At 67.0% G+C, this 18,916-nt stretch carries 21 protein-coding genes; 5 read left to right on the forward strand and 16 right to left on the reverse strand.

The window, feature by feature from the left end; translation table 11 throughout:
- The first annotated feature begins 42 nt into the window (after positions 1–42).
- Complete coding sequence (locus TCCBUS3UF1_RS01860; RefSeq protein WP_041433670.1) at positions 43–585, forward strand: NAD(P)/FAD-dependent oxidoreductase; 543 nt, start codon at positions 43–45, stop codon at positions 583–585.
- Here TCCBUS3UF1_RS01860 and TCCBUS3UF1_RS01865 read toward each other — a convergent pair whose 3' ends face one another.
- Positions 586–1,356 carry an SDR family NAD(P)-dependent oxidoreductase gene (locus TCCBUS3UF1_RS01865; protein ID WP_014514802.1) on the reverse strand — a complete coding sequence of 257 codons (771 nt, stop codon included), beginning with the start codon at positions 1,354–1,356 and terminating at the stop codon, positions 586–588.
- Between the two features lie 4 nt (positions 1,357–1,360).
- Complete coding sequence (locus TCCBUS3UF1_RS01870; RefSeq protein WP_014514803.1) at positions 1,361–2,485, reverse strand: alanyl-tRNA editing protein; 1,125 nt, start codon at positions 2,483–2,485, stop codon at positions 1,361–1,363.
- 19 nt (positions 2,486–2,504) lie between these two features.
- Here TCCBUS3UF1_RS01870 and TCCBUS3UF1_RS01875 point away from each other — a divergent pair, with 19 nt between their 5' ends.
- Both TCCBUS3UF1_RS01875 and TCCBUS3UF1_RS01880 read left to right on the forward strand, forming a co-directional pair.
- Positions 2,505–2,726: a HEPN domain-containing protein gene (locus TCCBUS3UF1_RS01875; RefSeq protein WP_050802022.1), complete on the forward strand. Its 222-nt coding sequence runs from the start codon at positions 2,505–2,507 to the stop codon at positions 2,724–2,726.
- A gap of 36 nt (positions 2,727–2,762) precedes the next feature.
- Positions 2,763–3,488, forward strand: a complete 726-nt coding sequence (locus TCCBUS3UF1_RS01880; RefSeq protein ID WP_041433672.1) for a pseudouridine synthase — start codon at positions 2,763–2,765, stop codon at positions 3,486–3,488.
- On the opposite strand, the gene TCCBUS3UF1_RS01885 is transcribed toward TCCBUS3UF1_RS01880, so the two are convergent.
- The 10 genes from TCCBUS3UF1_RS01885 to TCCBUS3UF1_RS01935 form a co-directional block, all read right to left on the reverse strand.
- A complete protein-coding gene (locus TCCBUS3UF1_RS01885; RefSeq protein ID WP_014514806.1) occupies positions 3,462–3,935 on the reverse strand; it encodes a hypothetical protein in 474 nt (157 codons plus the stop codon). The two genes, TCCBUS3UF1_RS01880 and TCCBUS3UF1_RS01885, sit on opposite strands and share 27 nt — an antisense overlap.
- Complete coding sequence (locus tag TCCBUS3UF1_RS01890) at positions 3,932–5,122, reverse strand: type II secretion system F family protein (protein WP_014514807.1); 1,191 nt, start codon at positions 5,120–5,122, stop codon at positions 3,932–3,934. The genes TCCBUS3UF1_RS01885 and TCCBUS3UF1_RS01890 overlap by 4 nt, the downstream gene beginning before the upstream one ends.
- Positions 5,123–5,125: 3 nt before the next feature.
- Positions 5,126–6,775: a GspE/PulE family protein gene (locus TCCBUS3UF1_RS01895; protein ID WP_014514808.1), complete on the reverse strand. Its 1,650-nt coding sequence runs from the start codon at positions 6,773–6,775 to the stop codon at positions 5,126–5,128.
- On the reverse strand, positions 6,753–7,961 hold the full coding sequence (locus TCCBUS3UF1_RS01900) for a hypothetical protein (RefSeq protein ID WP_014514809.1): 1,209 nt from the start codon (positions 7,959–7,961) through the stop codon (positions 6,753–6,755). Before TCCBUS3UF1_RS01900 ends, TCCBUS3UF1_RS01895 begins: the two co-directional genes overlap by 23 nt.
- 3 nt (positions 7,962–7,964) lie before the next feature.
- The gene (locus TCCBUS3UF1_RS01905; RefSeq protein ID WP_014514810.1) at positions 7,965–8,510 is read right to left on the reverse strand and encodes a prepilin-type N-terminal cleavage/methylation domain-containing protein; all 546 of its coding nucleotides are present in this window, start codon (positions 8,508–8,510) and stop codon (positions 7,965–7,967) included.
- The gene (locus TCCBUS3UF1_RS11990) at positions 8,511–8,816 is read right to left on the reverse strand and encodes a hypothetical protein (RefSeq protein WP_231291408.1); all 306 of its coding nucleotides are present in this window, start codon (positions 8,814–8,816) and stop codon (positions 8,511–8,513) included.
- A gap of 419 nt (positions 8,817–9,235) precedes the next feature.
- Positions 9,236–9,676, reverse strand: a complete 441-nt coding sequence (locus TCCBUS3UF1_RS01915; protein WP_014514812.1) for a hypothetical protein — start codon at positions 9,674–9,676, stop codon at positions 9,236–9,238.
- Positions 9,677–9,678: 2 nt separating this feature from the next.
- Positions 9,679–10,128: a prepilin-type N-terminal cleavage/methylation domain-containing protein gene (locus tag TCCBUS3UF1_RS01920; RefSeq protein ID WP_014514813.1), complete on the reverse strand. Its 450-nt coding sequence runs from the start codon at positions 10,126–10,128 to the stop codon at positions 9,679–9,681.
- 423 nt (positions 10,129–10,551) lie between these two features.
- On the reverse strand, positions 10,552–11,859 hold the full coding sequence (locus TCCBUS3UF1_RS01930; protein WP_231291409.1) for an O-antigen ligase: 1,308 nt from the start codon (positions 11,857–11,859) through the stop codon (positions 10,552–10,554).
- Positions 11,860–11,999: 140 nt separating this feature from the next.
- Complete coding sequence (locus TCCBUS3UF1_RS01935) at positions 12,000–12,395, reverse strand: type II secretion system protein (RefSeq protein WP_014514816.1); 396 nt, start codon at positions 12,393–12,395, stop codon at positions 12,000–12,002.
- A 156-nt stretch (positions 12,396–12,551) separates the two neighbouring features.
- On the opposite strand from TCCBUS3UF1_RS01935, the gene TCCBUS3UF1_RS01940 reads away from it, so the two are divergent.
- On the forward strand, positions 12,552–13,685 hold the full coding sequence (locus TCCBUS3UF1_RS01940; protein ID WP_041433676.1) for a VanW family protein: 1,134 nt from the start codon (positions 12,552–12,554) through the stop codon (positions 13,683–13,685).
- Here the strand turns inward: TCCBUS3UF1_RS01940 and TCCBUS3UF1_RS01945 are convergent.
- Positions 13,621–13,884, reverse strand: a complete 264-nt coding sequence (locus TCCBUS3UF1_RS01945; RefSeq protein ID WP_041433678.1) for a hypothetical protein — start codon at positions 13,882–13,884, stop codon at positions 13,621–13,623. The genes TCCBUS3UF1_RS01940 and TCCBUS3UF1_RS01945 overlap by 65 nt on opposite strands.
- Complete coding sequence (topA, locus tag TCCBUS3UF1_RS01950) at positions 13,884–16,274, reverse strand: type I DNA topoisomerase (protein ID WP_231291410.1); 2,391 nt, start codon at positions 16,272–16,274, stop codon at positions 13,884–13,886. Before topA ends, TCCBUS3UF1_RS01945 begins: the two co-directional genes overlap by 1 nt.
- A gap of 7 nt (positions 16,275–16,281) precedes the next feature.
- Here topA and TCCBUS3UF1_RS11995 point away from each other — a divergent pair, with 7 nt between their 5' ends.
- Positions 16,282–16,431, forward strand: a complete 150-nt coding sequence (locus TCCBUS3UF1_RS11995) for a hypothetical protein (protein ID WP_014514819.1) — start codon at positions 16,282–16,284, stop codon at positions 16,429–16,431.
- A gap of 11 nt (positions 16,432–16,442) precedes the next feature.
- On the opposite strand, the gene TCCBUS3UF1_RS01955 is transcribed toward TCCBUS3UF1_RS11995, so the two are convergent.
- Both TCCBUS3UF1_RS01955 and TCCBUS3UF1_RS01960 read right to left on the reverse strand, forming a co-directional pair.
- Complete coding sequence (locus TCCBUS3UF1_RS01955; RefSeq protein ID WP_014514820.1) at positions 16,443–17,771, reverse strand: acetyl-CoA hydrolase/transferase family protein; 1,329 nt, start codon at positions 17,769–17,771, stop codon at positions 16,443–16,445.
- Positions 17,768–18,829 carry an alanine dehydrogenase gene (locus TCCBUS3UF1_RS01960; RefSeq protein WP_014514821.1) on the reverse strand — a complete coding sequence of 354 codons (1,062 nt, stop codon included), beginning with the start codon at positions 18,827–18,829 and terminating at the stop codon, positions 17,768–17,770. Before TCCBUS3UF1_RS01960 ends, TCCBUS3UF1_RS01955 begins: the two co-directional genes overlap by 4 nt.
- Positions 18,830–18,916: the final 87 nt, after the last annotated feature.

Consider the following 18,916-nt stretch of genomic DNA (forward strand, 5'->3'; position numbering starts at 1 on the left):
CCTTCCTCCCCGCCCGGGCCCCGCCCCTATACTTGAGGAGGTATGTGGGACGTTCTCGTGGTGGGCGGCGGTCCTGCGGGCCTTTCCGCGGCCCTTTTCCTGGCCCGCGCGGGGCTTAAGGTCTTGGTCTTGGACGGGGGCCGTTCCCAGGTGGCCCAGGTGAGCCAGGTGCCCAACTACCCGGGGCTTCTGGACGAACCCTCAGGGGAGGAGCTTCTGGCCCGGATGCGGGAGCACGCCCGCCGCTACGGGGCGGAGATCCGGGAGGGGGTGGTGAAGGGGGTGCGGGACCTGGGCGGGGTCTTTGAGGTGGAGACGGGGGAAGGCCTGGTAGAGGCCGAACGCCTCCTCCTTTGCACCCACAAGGACCCCACCCTGCCCTCCCTGTTGGGCCTGGCCCGCAAGGGGAACTTCGTGGACACCGACGAGGGGGGGCGGACCAGCTACCCCCGGGTCTACGCCGCCGGGGTGGCCCGGGGCAAGGTGCCGGGCCACGCCATCGTGAGCGCCGGGGACGGGGCCTACGTGGCCGTGCACCTGGTTTCTGACCTTCGCGGCGAGCCCTACAAGGACCACGCCAAGTGACTAGACCGGGCGGCCCGCCATCATGAAGCTGGCCGTCATCCCGCCGTCCACGGGGAGGATGGCCCCGGTGATGAAGCTGGCCTTTTCCGAGGCCAGGAAGAGCACGGCCTCGGCCACCTCCTCGGGACGCCCCAGCCGCCTCAGGGCGTGGAGGTCCTCCCAGTCCCTTCGGGTCCTCTCCGGATCCTCGGCCAGGGCGATGGCCTCGAGGACCGCCTCCGTGGCGATGGCCCCCGGGGCCACGGCGTTGACCCGGATGCCCAAGGGGGCCAGGTCCAGGGCCAGGGAACGGGTGAGGTTGACCAGCCCCCCCTTGGAGGCGTTGTAGGCGGCGTTTTCCTGCTCGGCAAAAAGCCCCTGGACGCTGGCCACGTTCACGATGGCCCCGCCCCCCACCCGCCTCATCTCCCGGGCCGCCAGGGCGGAGAGGTGCATGGGGGCGGTGAGGTTGACCTCCAGGACCCGCCGCCACTCGGGAAGCCGCACCGTGAGGGCCGAGCCCGGGGCGGCGATGGCGGCGTTGTTCACCAACACGTCCACGCGGCCTAGGGCCTGGGCGGCCTCTTCCACGAAGCGCACCCGGTCCCTTTCCTCCGCCAGGTCCGCTTGGACGAAGAAGCCGCCGATCCCCTGGGCCACCTCCTTCCCCTCTGGCCGCAGGTCACAAAGGGCCACCAGGGCCCCTTCCCGGGCAAAGGCCTCGGCCACCGCCCGCCCGATCCCCCTGGCCCCTCCCGTGACCAGAACCCCCTTGCCGGCAAAAAGCCCCATGCCCCTAGCCTAAGGGTCCCGCCAGGGCCTCGGCCACCCGTTCCCGGGGCAGGGCCCCCTGGACCACCTCCTTTCCCCCGCCCTTGGCCCCCAGGGCCTTGAGCCTCTCCAGCACCGCCTCCCGCCCGGGGCCCAAAAGGGCGAAGCGCCCTTCGGGGGAGAGGAGGAGGAAGGTGCGCTCCTTCCAGGCCAAAAGCCTCTTGGCCAGCTCCCCCAGCGCCGGCCCCGGCACCAAGAGGGTGCCCGCCTCCAAGGCCCGGGGCAGAAGGGCCTCCACCAGGGCCTCCTTGAGGGCCAGGTTTTCCCCCTTTAAGGCCTGAAGCTCCTCCTGGAGCCGCCGCACCGGCTTCTCCAGGTCCAGGGGGTTGGTGGAGAAGCCGAGGGCCAGCCGGGAGAGGAGGGCGTGCTTGGCGTGGTAGTCCTCCAGGGCCTCCCAGCCCGCGGTGAAGTAGACCCGGCTTCCCCCCTTGTACCGCTCCCACTTGAGCACCTTGATGGGCCCGGCCTGGGCGCTGGTCTTCAGGTGGGTGCCGCCGCAGGCGGCCAGGTCAAAGTCCCCGATGCGCACCAGGCGGATCTGGCCCTGCACCTTGGGGGGGCGCCTTAGGGGGTAGTGGCCGAGTTCCTCCTCGGTCACGAAGAAGGCCTCCACCGGGTGGTCGGCGTAGACGGCGAAGTTGGCCAGGGCCTCGGCCTGGCGGATCTTTTCCTCCTCTGCCTCCTCCTCGAGGTCCACGGTGCACACCGCCGAGTCCAGGCTCACGGCCACGGTGTGGTACCCCCCGGCCCGGAGGAGGGCCTGGGAGAGGAGGTGCTGGGCGGTGTGGCGCTGCATGTGGCGGAAGCGCCTGGGCCAGTCAATCTCCCCCTCCACCGCCTCCCCTTCGGGGATGGGCCGCTCCAGGACGTGGACCACGTTCCCGAAGGCCTTTTCCTCCTCGTAGGCGTGGAGGACCCGCACCTCCCCGAACCCTCCCCGCAGGACCCCAGTATCCGCGGGCTGCCCCCCGGACTCGGGGTAGAAAAGGGTTTGGGAGAGCACGGCGTAGTGCCCTCGGGCGTCGCTCCAGGCCCTCTCCACCCGGGCCTGGAAATGGGTGGCGTAGCTGTCCAGCTGGTAGAGCCTCATGCCCCTTAGGATAAGGAGGATGGCGCCGCTAGAGCGGGAAGCCTACGGGCCCTGGCGGGCCCAGGCCCTCCGCACCCTCCGCCCGGCGGCGGGGGACTTCCGGGAGGGGGATGGCGACTGGGCTAGCTTCAAGGCCCATCAGGCGGGGGCCTTGGGCCTGAAGGGGCTACTCCGGAGGCCCGCTTCCCCTATCTGCTTGCGGCGTTGGAGGAAGCCTTTGTTGAGGTTTCCCTGCAGGTGAGGGAGGCCTCTGGTGGCTGGAAGGAGGGCAGGAGGGGTGAGGGGCGAGCGCTTGGATAGGCTTTTGGCCCGCCTGGGCCTGGGAAGCCGCAAGGAGGTGGCCCGCCTGGTGCGAGGGGGTCGGGTGCGGGTGGCGGGGGAGGAGGTGCGGGACCCCGGCTGCCACGTGCCCCCTGGGGCCACGGTGGAGCTGGATGGGAAGCCCCTTCGGGTGCGGCGCCACCACCATGTCCTCCTGCACAAGCCCGCAGGATACGTCACCAGCCGCACCGAGGGGCCCTCGGTCTACGCCCTTCTGGAAGGCTTCCCCACGCGGGACCTCTCCCCGGTGGGCCGCCTGGACAAGGACACCGAGGGCCTCCTCCTCTTCACCACCCACGGCGAACTCCTCCACCGCCTTACCCACCCCCGGCACAAGGTGGCCAAGCGCTACCTGGTCCACCTCCTTCACCCGGCCACCGAGGCCGACCGCCAGGCCTTTGCCGAGGGGCTGGTTCTGGAAGGGGAGAGGCTTTTGCCCGCCCTGCTTGCCTGGGGGGAGGACCCCACCCGGGTGGAGCTTACCCTCCTCGAGGGGCGCTTCCACCAGGTGAAGCGCATGTTCGCGGCCCGGGGGAACCGGGTCTTGTACCTCAAGCGCTTGGCCCTGGGCCCCCTAGGGCTTGAGGGGCTTGCCCGGGGGGAGGCCCGCTACCTGACCCCAGAGGAGGAGGCGGCCCTTTACCGGGCGGTGGGCCTATGGGGCGAGGATGCGCAGGGTTAGGTCCAGGGTGAGCCTCTCCCCCCGGGTTTCCGGGACCGGGGACAGGGCGTACCCTGCCACCCAAAGGGGTTTGTCCGCCTTGGGCAGGGCCTCGAGGTAAGCCAGTACCCCCAGGTAAGGACCCTCCAGGGTCAGGCCCAGGCTCCAGGCGCGCACCTCCCCCACCTGGACCGCTTCCCTTTCCGGTTGCAGGCGTTTTAGGGCTAGGCCTTTCCCTTCGGCCAAGCGGACCAGTTCCTCATAGAGGGCAGGGAGGGCCTCCGCCTTCACCGGGGCTTCGGCTAAGGCGGCGGGCAGGCCCCGGGCCAGGGCTTCACTTTCCCGCTCCAGGGCCCGCACCGCCTCTATGGCCTGCCGGTAGCCGGCGTAGGCGGAGAAAAGCCCTTGGGCGCTCCAAAGGAGCACGCCCAAGGGCAGGAGGAACCAGAGCCAGATAGGGGGCTTCATCGGCGTAAGATGCGGGAAAGGTCAAAGAGGGGCAGGTACAAGGCCAGGGCGACCAGGAGCATTATACCCCCTAGGAGCACGGTCAGGGCCGGTTCTATGCTGGAGGAAAGCCGCTTGACCCCGTAGTCCACCTCCCGCTCCAGGTGGAAGGCCACCTGGTAGAGCATCCGCTCCAGGTTGCCCGCCTCCTCCCCCACCAGGGCCAGGCGGACCAGGATGGGGAGGAAAAGGGGTTCCCGGCTCATGGCCGCGCTCAGGGACTCCCCCCGTACCACCCGTTCCAGCACCCGGTCCAGGGCCTCGGCCAAGGCCGCGTTGCCCAAGACGTTACGGGTGGCCTCGAGGGCCTGGGTGATCAGCACCCCTCCCTCGTAGAGGGTGGCCAGGGTGCGGGCGAAGCGGGCCATGGCCGCCTTGTGCAGGATGGGCCCCACCAGGGGCAGGCGGAGGGAAAGCCCGTCCAGAAGCCGCGCTCCCCCAGGGGTCCGGTGGTAAGCCCGTAGGAAGTAGGCCAGGGCCAGGAGGAAAAGGAGGATCCACAGGGCGTTCTGGCGCACGAAGAGCGAGGTGCCAATCAAGAAGCGCGTGGGCCAGGGAAGCTCCGCCCCCGCCGCCCCGTAGAGCCGGGCAAAGACGGGGATGACGAAGAGGAGGAGGACGGCCACCACCAGCACCAGGACGACGACCACAAAGGAGGGGTAAAGGAGGGCGGTCCGCACCTTTTCCCGCAGATCGTGGCTTTTGTCCAGGTACTCGGCGATCCGCCGCAGGACCACCTCCAAGGCCCCTCCCACCTCAGCCGCTGCCACCAGGGCCCGCACCAGGGGGGGGAAGACCTCAGGGTAGTGGCCCATGGCCTGGGCCAGGCTTTCCCCGCCCTCCACCCGTTCCCGCACCCCTCGGGCGGCTTCCTTCAGGAGGGCATGGCGGCTTTCTAAGGATAGGGTGTGCAGGGCCTGGGCCACGGGTACCCCTGCCCCCACCAGGGTGGCCAGCTCCTCCATGAAGAGGACGAGTTCGGGCAGAGGAACCCGTCCCCGGGGGGGACGGCGCCCCGGTTCCAAGCGCAGAGGGTAGAGGCCCATCTCCCGCAGGCGCTTGCGGGCCTCCTGAGGGTTTTGGGCCTCCAGCACCCCCCTGTAGACCCGCTCTCCCCTTTCGTCGGTGGCCTCGTAGAGGAAGCGCATTCCCTACTCCCAAAGCCCAAGCACCCGCAGAAGCTCCTCCCCGGTGGTGGTCCCCGCCCGCACCTGCAAAAGCCCCACCTGGCGCAGATCCCGGTGCCCTCTTAGGGCGGCCAGCTGGCGGAGATCCCCTTCCCCGGCCCCCTGCCCCAGCTGGTAGAGGGCCTCGCGGTCGGGAGCATAGACCTCGTAAAGCCCTACCCGTCCCCTGTAACCCGTGCCCCGGCAGTAGGGGCAGCCCTCGCCCCGCAGCTCCTCCTCCGGGGCCTCGGTCCCGAAAAAGAGGCGGGCTTCTTCGGAAAGGGGTGCGGGCCGGGCGCACTGGGGGCATACCCGGCGCACCAGGCGCTGGGCCACGGTGCCGATGAGGGTAGAGGCCAGGAGGTGGCGTTCCGCACCCATTTCCAAAAGCCGGGTAACGGCGGCCAGGGCGTCGTTGGCGTGCAGGGTAGCCAGAACCAGGTGCCCGGTGAGGGCCGCCCGCAGGGCGGTGTCCAGGGTTTCCCCGTCCCGCACCTCCCCCACCAGGATGACGTCCGGGTCCAGGCGGAGCACGCTGCGCAGGGCCTCGGCAAAGGTAAGGCCGATTTTGGGCTGGACGGGGATCTGCACCACCCCTTCCAGGGGGAACTCCACGGGGTCTTCAATGGTCACGAAGGTCTTGTCTTTGGTGTAGAGCTGCTCCAGGGCGGCGTAAAGGGTGGTGGTTTTACCGCTTCCCGTGGGCCCGGTGACGAAGAGAATCCCGTGTGGCCTTCGGATGAGCCTTTGGAAAAGGGCCAGTTCCTCCGGAAGCATGCCCAGCTCCAGAAGGCCCAGCCGCACCCCGGTGGGGTAGATGATGCGCAGGGTGAGTTTTTCCCCGTGGAGGCTCCCCACCGAGGCCACCCGTACCTCGTAGCGCTTCCCCTCAAAGGCAAAGGAGAAGTGCCCGTCCTGGGGGCGACGCCTTTCCGCGATGTCCATGCCCGCCAGCACCTTGTAGCGGGCGGAAAGGGGGGCCTCCAGGTCCTTGGGCAAGCGCTCCAGTTCCTGCATGACCCCATCCACCCGGGCCCGCACCACCAGCTGGGTTTCCCCTGGATCCAGGTGGAGGTCGCTGGCCAGGAGGGCAATGGCCCTTTCCAAGAGGGCTTGGGCCAGGCGGACGGCGGGCATGGCCTCGAGGGTCAGGTCCATCTCTGCAGGGGGAGAGGCCTGGGCCTCTTCTGGCTGTCGGGGCCTGGCCTCCTCTGCTAGAAGCCGGTCCAGGGCCTCCAGGATCTCCCGGTCAGGGGCTAGGTAGGGCTGGATTTCCTTACCGGTGAGGAAGCGAAGCTCGTCCAGCAGGGCCAGGTCGGAGGGGTGGGCCATGGCCACGTGGAGGCGGTTGCCCTCCACCCGGAAGGGCAGCACCCGTTTTTCCCGGGCGAAGCGGGGGTCCAGGAGGGCCAGGGCCTTGGGGTCCGGGGAAAGCTCCCCCACCCGCACCAGGGGAGCCTTTTGCTGGTCGGCCAGGGCCCGCACCAGGTCCTCTTCCCGCACGTATCCCCGGCGGAGAAGGATCTGCCCCAGAAGGTCCCCCGTCCGGGCCTGCTCCTCCAGGGCTCCTTGCAGTTGCTCCTCCGTGAGGTAGCCTAGGCGCAGGAGGAGTTCACCGAGCTTCGGCCTTGGCAACTTCCACCTCCCAGGTGTAGACCCTTGGCCCCCGTTCCCCCTCGCTTGAGGCCTGGATGGGGCCGGGTCTTCCCCCCAGGCGGCGGGCTAGAAGCAAGGGGGCATAGGGATCCAGGGCCTTGCCTGCCAGGAAGAGCCGGTTTTCCTCGGCGGTGAGGGTTGTAAGCCAAAGGTTTTCGGGGCGTTCTGCAGCCACCCGGAGGATCTCCTCCAAGCTCAGGCCCCTAGGGCGCGCAGGCTGGAAGGTCTGGGCCCGGAGGAGTTCCACCTGCTGCCTTAGGGCCTCGGCCCGCCGCGCCTCCGCTGCCTTCAGGTTTTCCAAAACCCCCTTGCCCACCAGCCCCATGGCGAAGAAGAGGGCCGCCAGGAAGACCGCCACCTGGGCCTCCCGGGGAAGACCCTCCCCCAAGGCTTTTCGTCTGGGCCTCAGGTCTAGGGAAAGCTCCTTGGCTAGGGCCGCCTCCGCCAGGTTGAGGGGGGCCAGTTGCTCTACCCTTTGCGCGGGCAGACCGGGAGGCAGGGGCGGAGGGGTGGGCAGGCCCAGCACCCAGGCCTCCTCCACCTTTCCCGGATGGCCGAAGAGGGCCAGGGAACGGACCACCTCCTCGGTGAGCCGCTCGCTGCCCTCGTCCGCACCCGAGGTCAGGTAGCGGAAGCCCTTAAGCACCCCGCCCTCAAAGAGGGCCAGGGTGTGGGCCAGGTTTTCCAGCACCAAAACGCTTGTCCCCCGGCTTTGCCCCAGGGCGTAGCGCCAAAGGAGGAGGGGTAAGGGTTCCACCCTAGCAGGGCGGAGCCGATAGAGCCAGGCTGCCCTCCTCCGGGGCATGGCCCCATAGAGCACCCGCACCCGCCGTTCGTCCTCGGGGGCCACCAAGAGGTAGTCGGCAAGGAGCTCCTCTCCGGCGAAGAGGGGGCTCCGTTCCGCCTCCGCCAGGACCGCTTCTTCCAGGGGAAACCCTTGCAGGCTGGGGAAGGGTTGGAGGCGCAGGAGGGCGAACTCCGGGCCCAGGCCCAGGTAGCCGCCCCTGGCCTCGAGGCCCCGCAAGTGGTACCAGAGCCTCTCGTATCGGGGTTTCCCCTCCTCGTCCACAAGGTCCGGGGCTGGGATGACCTCCACCGCACCTTCCTTGAGGCGCAGGATCCGGTCACGGCGGGGAAACAGGAGGTGCATGGCCAGGCTGGGCACAGTCTAACCGCTCCGGAGGGAGATCACCAGGGGCGGGAAGGGGTAATCCCGCCCTGAAAGCCGAAGGGTAAGTCCCTTGCCGTTTAGGTCCGCTAGGGTGCAGGGGGCGTCCATCAGGGCCACGGTGCCCGGGGCGTTGGGGTCGTCGTAGCAAAAAGCCGCGAAGGGAAGGAGGGCGGGGTCTAAGGCCTTGCTAAAGGTACCCGTGGGGCTGGTGCAGCTTCCCGTCCAACTTCGCCGTTCCAACACCGAGGCTTGCAGGCGGTACTGGACGCAGACCTTGCCGGTTCCCACCTGGACCTCGGCGATGAAGCTGGTGGCGGTTGGGCTTTGCCCCAGCAGGGCAATCACCCCGGTGCTGGTGGTGTTGCGCAGGTCCGCTCCCAGGCGGTCCCGCAGGTCCTGGGCCAGGGCCTGGGCCTGCAGGAGCGGGGTTTCCTGCTGGCTTCGCACGCCGGCTAGCAAAAGGGAGGATAGGGCCAGGGCCAAAATCCCGGCCAGGGCCAAAACCACGGCTAGCTCTATGAGGGAAACTCCCCTGGCGGTCATTCACCACCCCACAGAACAGGAAACCGTGTAAGGGGTTTGGTTGTTGCCTTGGCCTACGAAAAGCTGTAGGGTGAAGGTGTAGCTTCCTGTTTTGAAGTTTTTGTCAAAAGTGAAGTCTAAGGTTGCGTTTCCAAAGGTAAGGCTCTGGCTCAAGGAAACCTGGGAGCCCTTTTTGACGCCTTTATTGTCCGACCAAAGGGTGGTGCTTCCCTGGTATATCTCCTTGAGACGCCTTTTACCTTCCCCATTCCAAGAAAGGGAAAGAACCTTGGTAGAGATGGTAGCTCCCGTGTTGCTGATCTCCATGCGTAGCCGATTTGGGGATACCTTTCGGCAAGAGGCGCTGAAGTTGGGGCTGGGAGGGGGAGGGGGAGGAGAGCCTTCCCAAGAAATCTGGGTGAGGAAAAAGCTCTCTCCCTGGGCAACATCCTCAAAGCGATAGGTAAAGGCTTGCAGGGTGGTGTTGCTGGGGGGGGAAAGGGAAACCCCAGCCATCTGGCGGCAGATCCGGTAGGCCTTGCCCGCCAGGGTTACCGAGGCGCTGGTAGGGCAGGTGGGCGCTGCAACCCCGGCTTCCAAAAGGGTTTCTGCCGCTTGTAGGACCTCCTCCTGGGGTCCTGTGGCCGTTCCGGCCCGTAGGGTCTGCGAAAGGGCCAACACCATGTACACCACCGCCCCCACCAGGAGCAGGGCCACGGCGGCTTCCACCAGGGTGAAGCCCTTCCTCACGGCAGCACCTCCCAGGAGAGCACGGTTTGGTTGGCCGTATCGTAGCTCACCCGCACCCAGCGGACGCTTCCTCCCTTGGTCTTTCCGAAGCCCCATAGGGTTACCGTGCCCCCGCTAGGTAGGGAAGGGGCGGTGCAGTCCGTGGGTTGGGTGGTGCTATAGGTGTAACACCCCACGTATTCGGGTGAGGCGGGGGTGCACGAAGCCCCAGCCGTGCGGCAGACCTGAACAGCCTGGCCGGGGCCGTTTTGGCTATCCAGCCGGGCTATGGCCTCCCAGGCCCCGGCCTCGGCCAGATACAGGGCTTGCAAGGCGGATTGGGAAGTCAGGGTGCGCTCGGCGTTGAGGCGGGCGAGAAGGGTGGAGGGCAGGAGGAGGATCCCAAAAAACACCAAGGCCAGGGCTAAGGTGAGGACCAGGTACCCCCTCCTTCCCATGGCTAAAACTCCCCCTGGTAGTAGTCCCCATGCCCGGAGGTGTAGGGCCGGAAGACCACGATTTGCGCCCTGGGCTCGTTGGGGCTTCCTGCTTCCGCCAGCCCGCCCAGGGGGTTGTAGCCGTCCATGCAGTATTCCCTTCCGGGGCGGTAGCGGAGGACGATCTGATAGTTGTAGGAGCCGTATGGATTTCGTTTTAGGAAAGGTTCTTCCCAGACGTCTTTTTTATAGGGTGAATCCAGGGCTTCCCAGACCTCGTCCAGGGTGGGAGGGCGGCCTAGCCGTACCGTGAGGATCCGCACCGTGGAGTTCAAGGCCAAAAGGGTTTTCTGGGCTGCGGCCCGCTCCGCCTGTAAGGAGAGGTCCAGGAACCGGGGCACGGCCACGGCCACCAGGACCCCCACGATGAGGAGGACCAGGGCCAGTTCTATTAGGGTGAATCCCTGTCGCATGCCTCCTCCTTTAGTCTAACGTTTCCGGGTGTCCCCTAAGGCACCGGATGGAGACGGTCACGGTTGTGGAGCTTAGGCCAATGAGGAAAAGAGTGCAGGCTTCATCGGCGTACAGGTAAGCCAAACGTTCTCCGACGTTGCAGGCGGCGTTTTCGTTATGGTCCCAATAGGCTACGGTGGTGCCAGAAGGGCAGCTTGAGGAGAGCCGGAGGTTGGTAGGCTCGCCCATGAGGGTTTTTAGGGCATTCCAGGTGGGGACGGTGCGGTGCTGGGCTACGTAAATGGCATAGGTGGAGCGTAAATTCCGCAAGACCTCCTGCCTCTGGGCTTTTTGGGCCATCCCTTTAAGGTCGGTGTATCTCGGCACGGCCAAAGCGAGGATCATCGCCACAATGCCGATGGCCACTGCCAACTCTACTAGGGTTATTCCTTCTTTAGCCATACGGTTTCGCTGGCGAAAGAGGCGCCCAGGGCCAACAGGGCAATGGGGGTTACGTGAATGCTGTCGTACCAGGTGAACCCAAAAAGCAAGTAGCCTAGCAGGACCAAAAGGAGAGGAAATTTCGGCCAGGTTGCCTGTTTGATGGCCAGCCCCAGCCACAAAAGGTAGGAGATCCCCCCCAGGATGCCCACCGAAAGAAGCAGGTCCAAGAACAGGTTATGAGCCTTGGCATAAGGAGCTGGAGCAAGTATGCGAAGACCGTGGCGGTCTTCCAAATAAATCAGCCGATCTTCCCCGAGCACCACCTGTACCGGGGGTTTAAGTCCCTGGGGAAGCAAAGGGCGGTCTTTACCGTTCCAGTCCACGCCATACGGGTAGGCACGAGCGTAACCGTCAAATCCCCAGCCCAAAAGGGGCCTAATGGGGAAGGCCGTCAGAGCTTTTTGCCATAAATCCAAACGGCCAGAAGTATAAGTGTTTACTTTGTCAAAAGAAGCCCCAAGTTCCCCGAAAGACCGCATCTCTGTTGGCAAAAGCTTGCCGGCTCCCCAGTAAACACCATAGGTGAGAAGGCCTATCCCCAAAAGATGCCAGGCAAGGGGGGCTAAGGCAGAGCGCTTCACGGAGAAAGCTAAGACCAGAAAAAGGAGGATGCCCCAAAGCGCCATCCATCCACCGCGGGTCTGCGTAAACCAGAGGGCAAGGGCTCCCAGGGCGAAGAGAAAAAGAAGTTTGGGGTTTGGTCTTTGGACATAGAGACCGGCAACAAAAAGGCTTAGAAGGGCTAAAGCGCCAGCCGCATGACCCCGATGGGAAGTAAGGCCTATAGGCATGTGGCTTCGGTGGATTCCAGAAGCGGTTGCGTTTGGGTTTTCTTGGCAGAAGCTTCTTTCCAAGTCAAAGCAGCGCACATAGGTTTGTCCAGAAGTTTGTGTATAGTCTAATTTCCAATCGAAAAGTTGGGGGAAAATGGCCAAAGCATGGGTTCCTAGGGCCAGGAGTAAGGCGGCCACCAAAAGCCGGGGTTTGAGAAGGCCTGTTTCCAGGGCCAAGTAAGTGCTCCAAGCAAAGGCTATCCCCAGGGCCCAAAAGCGAAGTCCGTCCCCCACGCTGGGGTAACCTGTCCAGCTCCAGATGGGTTGGGGAGAATAGACGGTGGCGGCTAACCCAAAGGCGAGGAAGCTTACGGATGCCCAAAGGGGTGCGGAAACATTCCTCTTTGGCGGATCGGGCAGGTTGTTTCTGCGGAGAAGAAGCCCCAAAAGGGCCGCAAACACAAAGGTGCCCATGCTCACTTCCCGGGGGGAATTCCATATGGCCGTGAACTCTTTACCCCAGGGGTTAAGGGCTACCAGGGCCGCCCATAGGCCAAGAAGCATCCCCCCCTCGAGGACGGGGTGCACCGAGGGGGGGGTGCTGGGGCGCATCTCTATTTGAAACGCAAGTTGACCTTTAAGGCATTCGTAGCCGAGTTGTAGGTCTTGGCCCCGGTGGCGTAGACGGAAATGTCCGCGTTGCCAGCCGCAGGATTTGCGTTAGCGCAGGAGACCACCACATTGCCCGCCAGGGTTACGCTGGAGGATCCGCTACCTATATTGACCCCTTCCAACCCGTTGAGCACGTCGGAGCAGTAGTCGGGATAGTCCTTGTTCTGGGCTACATAGATGGCGTAGGCCGAGCGCACGGAGCTGGCGGTGGCTTGTACCGCAGCGTCCTTTGCGTCGCCCGACAGGTCTACAAACCTGGGTACAGCGATGGCCACCAGGATGCCGATGATCACGATCACGATGGCCAGCTCGATCAGGGTAAAGCCTTTAGCCTTCATCTTCTGCCTCCTTTCACAGGTCCCAGTGTGGGGCAAGGGTGTGAAAAGGGTGTGAAAACTGGGCCCTAAGCCCGAAGCTACCATGGGGTTCCTGGGGCGGCAAGGGGGGTGGGGGTATGCACAGGGGATTTTCCGCTTCCGTGCTAGCCTTGGGGCATGCGGGTGGGTTTGGCCTGGGCCCTGGCCTTCCTCTTGGGGGGCATGGGGGCGAAGGGTTCCCCAATGGAAGCCCTCCTGGTTTTACAGGAAGAGGCCATAGAGGAGGGCCGCCTCCTGACCTACACCGGGGTCCAGCGCTACCCCGTGGCCTCGGAAGGGGAGCTCTTGGCCCTGCTTAAGCGGCTTGCCCGCCCCCCCCGGCCCCCCCGGTTCATCCTGCAGGATGGAAGGTGGCGGGGGGTGGAGAAGAAGGGCCTGTCCTTTGACGAGGCCGAGGTCCTGGCCGCCTACCGCCAGGCCCTGGCCGCGGGCCAGGGAAGCTTCCGCCTGCCCGTGCGTTACACCCCGCCCCAACCCAGCCTGAAGGCCCTTTACGCCCTGGGGGTGCGGGAACACCTGGCCACGGGGGAGACGGACTTTCGCGGTTCCAGCCGGGCCCGGCTGCACAACCTCCTCCTGGCCTCCAGCAAGCTGGACGGCCTCCTCATCCCCCCGGGGCCTTTTTCCTTCCACCAGGCCCTGGGCCCGGTGAGCGAAGAGGCAGGGTACCGGGAAGCCTTCGTCATCGTGGGGGACCGGACCGAACAGGGGATTGGGGGTGGGGTCTGCCAGGTTTCCACCACCCTGTTTCGCGCCTTCTTCTTCGCGGGCCTCCCCATCCTGGAGCGCCACGCCCACAGCTACCAGGTGGCCTACTACAAGCCCACCGGTTTGGATGCCGCGGTCATCGCCCCCCACAAGGACCTTCGCGTGCTCAACGACACCCCGGGCCACCTCTGGGTCCAGCGCTCGGTGGTGGGCACCCGGCTTCGCTTCCACCTCTTCGGCACCAAGGACCGGGAAGTGCGCTGGGAAGGCCCCTTTGTCTCCGAGCGCAAGCCTCCCCTCCCCCCCAAGGAGGTGCTGGACCCCTCCCTGCCCCCGGGGGTGCGCCAGCAGGTGGACTTCGCCGCCGAGGGGGCCCGGGTGGAGGTGCGCCGCACCGTGCGCTACCGGGATGGCCGGGTGCGGGAGGAGAGGCTGCTGAGCCTTTACCGTCCCTGGGGGGCGGTCTACCGGGTGGGGCCTACCCCACCTGCAAAAGCACCGCCTTCTCCACCGGCAGGAGGCGGTGGGGCTCGCTCACCTTAGCCCCCTCGCCCCGCTTCAGGTGAAGGTAGCGGCCCTCGGGCAGGTCGATGACCAGCTCCCCCTCGAGGACCACGTAAAACACCCCCTGGCCCGAACGCGCCTCCTCCTCCCGCAGGGCGTAGGCCCGCACGGGTAGCCCCGGCACCTCCACCACCCCTTCCCGGGCCAGGCGCAGGAGGTGGAGCTTGAAGCTTTGCATCAGGTGGGGGCTACCTCCTTCCTGGCCCGCCCCTTGCGCATGCGCAGCTTGAAAAGGGCGCGTTTGGCCAGCTTGGCCCCTTCCTCGGATAGGGCCTCCCCCTGGGCCAGGGCCTCCACCGCCTGGCGCTCTTCCGGGGGAAGCTCGGGCAGGAAGGGGATGAGGTCCCCCCAGTCCTGTGGGGGCTTGGGGGAGGAAGCCCTGGCCTTCCCCTTGGGCTTGCCCCCCTTGCCGGAAGCCTTGGTCCTTTCCTCCCGGGGGCTTGGCTGCAGCCTGGGGTCATGGGCGGGGCAACTGGGGTTGAGGCAGGCCCCTTCCCCCTTTCCCGCCAGGGGCCAGCCGCAGGCGGGGCAGGGTTTGTCCAGCAAGGGGTAAAAGGAGAGGAAATCGCAGCTTTCGCACCGGTAGTAGGGTTTACCCCGGCGGCTTCGCTTCTCCAGCACCCTTCCCCCGCACTTGGGACAGGTGTGGCCGGTGGCCTTCCCATCGTCCCGGGTGTAGTCGCATTCCGGATAGCCCGAGCAGGCGATGAAGCTGCCATAACGCCCCTCCTTGCGCAGGAGGGGACGGCCACACCGGGGGCAGACTTCCCCGATGGCCTCGGCCTCCTTTTTCTCCAGGGGCTCGGTGTAGGTGCACCCCGGGTAGCCGGTGCACCCCAGAAACTGCCCGAAGCGGCTCACCTTGAGCTCCAGGGGGCGGCCACACCGGGGGCAGGCCTTCTTGGGCACCTGGGCCAGCTCCCCCAGGAAGGGCTCGTAAAACTCCCACACCACCTGGGGCCAGGGGGCCTTACCCTCCTCTATCTGGTCCAGGCGGTCCTCCATGCGGGCGGTGAACTCGTAGGCCACCACCTGGGGAAAACGTTCCTTGAGGTAACGGGTGACCTGCCGCCCCAAGAGGGTGGGGAGAAGGGTGCGGCCCTTGCGCTCCACATAGCCCCGCTTCTCCAGGGTTTCCAGGGTGGGGGCGTAGGTGGATGGCCGTCCGATGCCCAGCTCCTCCATGGCCTTGACCAGGCTGGCGTCGGTGTAGCGGGGCGGGGGCTCGGTGGTGTGGCCTTCCGGCCTCACCCCTAGGAGCCTGGCCTCAGCCCCCTGGGCCACGGCGGGCACCGGGGCCTCCTCTTCCTCCTCCCCTTCCCGGCCCCAGGCCTTCAGGTACCCCTCAAACCGCAGCACCGAGCCGGCGGCGCGGAAGGTGAAGCGGGGCTTCTCCCCTTGGTCCTGCAGCAGGACCACCGTCTGGTCGTACAGGGCTTCCCGCATCTGGCTGGCCAGGAAGCGGCGCCAGATGAGGTCGTAAAGCCGGTACTCCTCCTCGGAGAGGTAGGGGCGTACCCCCTCCGGGGTGCGCCTGGGGTCGGTGGGCCGGATGGCCTCGTGGGCGTCCTGGACCCCTTCCCGGCGGTTTTTGTAGACCCTGGGAGACTCGGGCAGGTAGGCGGGACCGAAGGCTTGGGCGATGGCCTCCCGGGCCGCCTGGAGGGCTTCCGGGGACACCCGCACGGAGTCCGTGCGCATGTAGGTGATGAGGCCCACGGTGCCCTCGGGGAGGTCCACCCCCTCGTAGAGGCGCTGGGCGATGCGCATGGTGCGGCTGGCCGTGTAGCCCAAGCGGCTGCTGGCGGCCTGCTGCAGGGTGGAGGTGGTGAAGGGGGGTGGGGGGGCCTTGCGGCGCTCCTTGGTCTCCACCTGGGCCACGCGGAAGGGCAGGCCCCGCATGGCCTCGGCCAGGGCCTGGGCCTCGGCCTCGCTTTGCAGGTGGAGCCGGCCCTCCTTATCCCCTTGCCCCGTCCAAAGCCGCCTTCCCTCCACCTCATGGAGGCTTGCGGCCAGCTCCTGCCCCTCCACGGCGAAGCGGCCCTCCAAGGTCCAGTAGGCCTCGGGGCGGAAGGCCTCTATGGCCTCCTCCCGCTCCACCACCAGCCTCAGGGCCACGCTCTGCACCCGGCCCGCGGAGAGGGCCCGCTTGCGGAACTCCAGGGAAAGGAGGGGGGAGAGGTTGTAGCCCAAAAGGCGGTCCAGGACCCGGCGGGCCTGCTGGGCGTCCACCAGGTTCTGGTCAATGGGGCGGGGCCTGGCCACGGCCTCCCGCACCACCTTGGGGGTGATCTCGTGGAACTCCACCCTTAGGGGTTCCTGGGGGTCGCGGCCCAGGAGCCTGGCCAGGTGCCAGCCGATGGCCTCCCCTTCTCGATCGGGGTCGGTGGCGATGAGGAGCCGCCTGCCCTGGGCGGCCCGCTTGAGCTCCTCCACCACCGGCTTCTTGTCCTTTTTCACCTCGTAGGTGGGGGCGAAGCCCCGCTCCACGTCCACCCCCAGCTCCCGCTCGGGCAGGTCGGCCACGTGGCCGCGGCTGGCCCGCACCTCGTATCCCGCCCCCAGCATCTTTTGGATGCTCTTGGCCTTGGCCGGGGATTCCACCACCACCAAGGCGGTGGCCTCCGCCTTCCCGGGGGAGGGGGTCTTGGCCCGGGGGCCTTCCGAGGACCCCCTGGCCGGTCTATTCCTTGGGGTCGGCATCGCCCCCTATTTAGGGGTGTAGGGGAGGCGTTGTCAAGACCGGGGCTCGTCCTTGGCCGGGAGGGAGGCCCCGGGGTAGCTTCGGGGCAGGAGTTTCCGCTCCCAGGCCGCCTTCATCAGCTCTTCCCGGAAGTCGGGGTGGGCTACCCCGATGAGGGCTAAGGCCCGTTCCCGCAAGGAGCGGCCAAAGAGCTCGGCGATCCCCCACTCGGTGACCACGTAGTGCACGTCGGCCCGGGTGGTGACCACCCCGGCCCCGGGCTTCAGGTAGGGGACGATGCGGCTATGCCCCTTGGCGGTGGAGGGGAGGGCGATGATGGGCTTTCCCCCTTCGCTCCGGGCAGCCCCGCGGATGAAGTCCAGCTGGCCGCCGAAGCCCGAGTAGATGCGGGTGCCGATGGAGTCGGCCACCACCTGGCCGGTGAGGTCCACCTCGATGGCGGAGTTGATGGCCACCATCTTGCGGTTCTGGGCCACCACGAAGGGGTCGTTGACGTAGTCCGTGGGGTGGAGCTCAAAAAGGGGGTTGTCGTGGACGAAGCGGTAGAGCCTTTCCGAGCCCAGGACAAAGGTGCCGATGACCTTGCCCGGGTGCAGGGTTTTCCTGGCCCCCGTGATGAGGCCCTTCTCAAAGGCCTCGAGGACCCCGTCGGAGATCATCTCCGTGTGCACCCCGAGGTCCCGCCGGCCCGTGAGGCTGGCCAAGACGGCATCGGGAATGGCCCCGATGCCCATCTGCAAGGTGGCCCCGTCCTCAATGAGGCTAGCCACGTGCTCCCCGATTTTCCGCTCCACCTCGCCAAACCCCTCCCGCTTCAGCTCGGGTAGGGGCCAGTCCAGCTCCACGATGGCGCTGAAGCGGGAGACGTGGACGAAGGTGTCCCCCAGGGTCCTAGGCATCCTGGGGTTCACCATGGCGATCACGATGGGGGCGGCCTCGAGGGCCGCCTTGGTGGCGATGACCTCCACCCCCAGGGAGCAGAAGCCGTGCTCGTCGGGAGGGGAGACCTGGACGATGGCCGCATCCAGGGGCAGGACCCGCCGCTTGAAGAGCCAGGGCACCTGGTGGAGAGTGATGGGCACGTAATCGGCCCGGCCCTGGTTCACCGCTTCCCGGTCCGCAGGGCCCACGAAGAGGGAACGCCGCCGGAAGTGGCCCTCCATCTCCGGGGCGGCGAAGGGATCCTCCCCCATCTGCAGGAGGTGGACCAGTTCCACGTTCTCCAGCTCGTCCTTGCGGGCGGCCAGGGCCTTGAGAAGGGGGGTGGGGGTGGCGGCGTTGCCGGAAACGAAGACCCGCATGCCGGAGCGGATGAGCCCCACGGCGTCCTCGGGGGAGGTGAGCTTTTTGCGGTAACTCATTCGAGGTGGCCTCCTTTCTGGCCCAGGAGGAGGTAGGCCCCCTGGCGCAGCTCGGGCACCCGCAAGGGGTCGTCCTCCAGCTGGAGCAAAAAGGGCAAAAGGGTGGCGGTGAGGGCGTGGCTGGCGGTCCGGGGCACCAGGGCGGGCACGTTGGGCAGGCAGAAGTGGGTGATGCCCAGTTCCTGGTAGACCCCTGGCCGGCTGGTCTCGGCAATCCCTCCCTGGTCAATGGCGAAGTCCAGGAGGACCGCCCCCTTGCGCATGCGGGCCAGGAGCTCCCGGCTCAGGAGCACCGGGGTCTTTTCCCCGGGCACGGCCACCGCCCCCACCAGCACGTCGGCGAAGCCCACATACCGCTCCAGGCGGCTTTGGGTGACCAGGGCGGTCACCGCCCCGGGGGCCTCGCGGGCGGCTTTCTCCAGGGCGGGGAGGTCCTTGTCCAGGAGGTAGACCGAGGCCCCGGCCCCCAAAAAGGCCCGGGCGGCGGCCCGGCCCAGGGTGCCCGCCCCCAGGATGACCACGTCCGCCGGGGGGATGCCGGGCAGGCCGGAGAGCAGCACCCCTGGGCCCGTGGGGGCCTCGAGGAGCCGCCCTGCCAGCTGCGGGGCCAGGCGGCCAGCGATCTCGCTCATGGCCTTGAGGACCGGGCGCTTCCCCTCATTCCCCACCAGCTCGTAGCCGATGGCCGTGAGCCCCTTGGCCGCCATGGCCTCCACCAGGGCCGACTCGGCCACCGCCAGGTGCAAAAAGGCCATGACCGCGGCCCCGGGGCGCAGGAGGGCTACCTCTTCCTGGGTGGGCCGGGCCACCTTCAGCACCACCTCGCCCCGGCGGAAGGCCTCCTCCCGGCTCACCAGCCGGGCCCCCGCCTCCTCGTAAGCGGCATCGGGAAACCCGGCGGCTTCCCCTGCTCCCCGTTCCACGTAGACCCGGTGGCCCCGGGCGGAAAGCTCCCGCACCCCCTGGGGGGTGAGGGCCACCCGGCCTTCCCGCACCTCCTCGCCGAAGGGGGGGAGGGTTTTTAGGCGCGCGCGTTCCTTGGGTAGGCCAAAGTCCATACCCGCCTCCTCGCTCCTGAGCTTACGCCCTCTGGCGGTGGCGGATGTCCCTCCTCCTTCTCATCCTGGGCCCCGTTAGGCTGGCCC

The organism is Thermus sp. CCB_US3_UF1 (assembly GCF_000236585.1).
Classification (GTDB): Bacteria; Deinococcota; Deinococci; order Deinococcales; family Thermaceae; genus Thermus.

What these genes read in the sequence shown, in the direction of transcription:
- TCCBUS3UF1_RS01945 (WP_041433678.1), bottom strand. Translation starts at nt 13,884, where the DNA reads ATGCAAAGCTTCAAGCTCCACCTCCTGCGCCTGGCCCGGGAAGGGGTG.
- TCCBUS3UF1_RS01870 (WP_014514803.1), bottom strand. Translation starts at nt 2,485, where the DNA reads ATGAGGCTCTACCAGCTGGACAGCTACGCCACCCATTTCCAGGCCCGG.
- TCCBUS3UF1_RS01960 (WP_014514821.1), bottom strand. Translation starts at nt 18,829, where the DNA reads ATGGACTTTGGCCTACCCAAGGAACGCGCGCGCCTAAAAACCCTCCCC.
- TCCBUS3UF1_RS01905 (WP_014514810.1), bottom strand. Translation starts at nt 8,510, where the DNA reads ATGACCGCCAGGGGAGTTTCCCTCATAGAGCTAGCCGTGGTTTTGGCC.
- TCCBUS3UF1_RS01885 (WP_014514806.1), bottom strand. Translation starts at nt 3,935, where the DNA reads ATGAAGCCCCCTATCTGGCTCTGGTTCCTCCTGCCCTTGGGCGTGCTC.
- topA (WP_231291410.1), bottom strand. Translation starts at nt 16,274, where the DNA reads ATGCTGGGGGCGGGATACGAGGTGCGGGCCAGCCGCGGCCACGTGGCC.
- TCCBUS3UF1_RS01865 (WP_014514802.1), bottom strand. Translation starts at nt 1,356, where the DNA reads ATGGGGCTTTTTGCCGGCAAGGGGGTTCTGGTCACGGGAGGGGCCAGG.
- TCCBUS3UF1_RS11995 (WP_014514819.1), top strand. Translation starts at nt 16,282, where the DNA reads ATGCTCTTGGCCTTGGCCGGGGATTCCACCACCACCAAGGCGGTGGCC.
- TCCBUS3UF1_RS01955 (WP_014514820.1), bottom strand. Translation starts at nt 17,771, where the DNA reads ATGAGTTACCGCAAAAAGCTCACCTCCCCCGAGGACGCCGTGGGGCTC.
- TCCBUS3UF1_RS01940 (WP_041433676.1), top strand. Translation starts at nt 12,552, where the DNA reads ATGCGGGTGGGTTTGGCCTGGGCCCTGGCCTTCCTCTTGGGGGGCATG.
- TCCBUS3UF1_RS01930 (WP_231291409.1), bottom strand. Translation starts at nt 11,859, where the DNA reads ATGGGCACCTTTGTGTTTGCGGCCCTTTTGGGGCTTCTTCTCCGCAGA.
- TCCBUS3UF1_RS01860 (WP_041433670.1), top strand. Translation starts at nt 43, where the DNA reads ATGTGGGACGTTCTCGTGGTGGGCGGCGGTCCTGCGGGCCTTTCCGCG.
- TCCBUS3UF1_RS01915 (WP_014514812.1), bottom strand. Translation starts at nt 9,676, where the DNA reads ATGGGAAGGAGGGGGTACCTGGTCCTCACCTTAGCCCTGGCCTTGGTG.
- TCCBUS3UF1_RS11990 (WP_231291408.1), bottom strand. Translation starts at nt 8,816, where the DNA reads ATGGAGATCAGCAACACGGGAGCTACCATCTCTACCAAGGTTCTTTCC.
- TCCBUS3UF1_RS01920 (WP_014514813.1), bottom strand. Translation starts at nt 10,128, where the DNA reads ATGCGACAGGGATTCACCCTAATAGAACTGGCCCTGGTCCTCCTCATC.
- TCCBUS3UF1_RS01890 (WP_014514807.1), bottom strand. Translation starts at nt 5,122, where the DNA reads ATGCGCTTCCTCTACGAGGCCACCGACGAAAGGGGAGAGCGGGTCTAC.
- TCCBUS3UF1_RS01875 (WP_050802022.1), top strand. Translation starts at nt 2,505, where the DNA reads ATGGCGCCGCTAGAGCGGGAAGCCTACGGGCCCTGGCGGGCCCAGGCC.
- TCCBUS3UF1_RS01935 (WP_014514816.1), bottom strand. Translation starts at nt 12,395, where the DNA reads ATGAAGGCTAAAGGCTTTACCCTGATCGAGCTGGCCATCGTGATCGTG.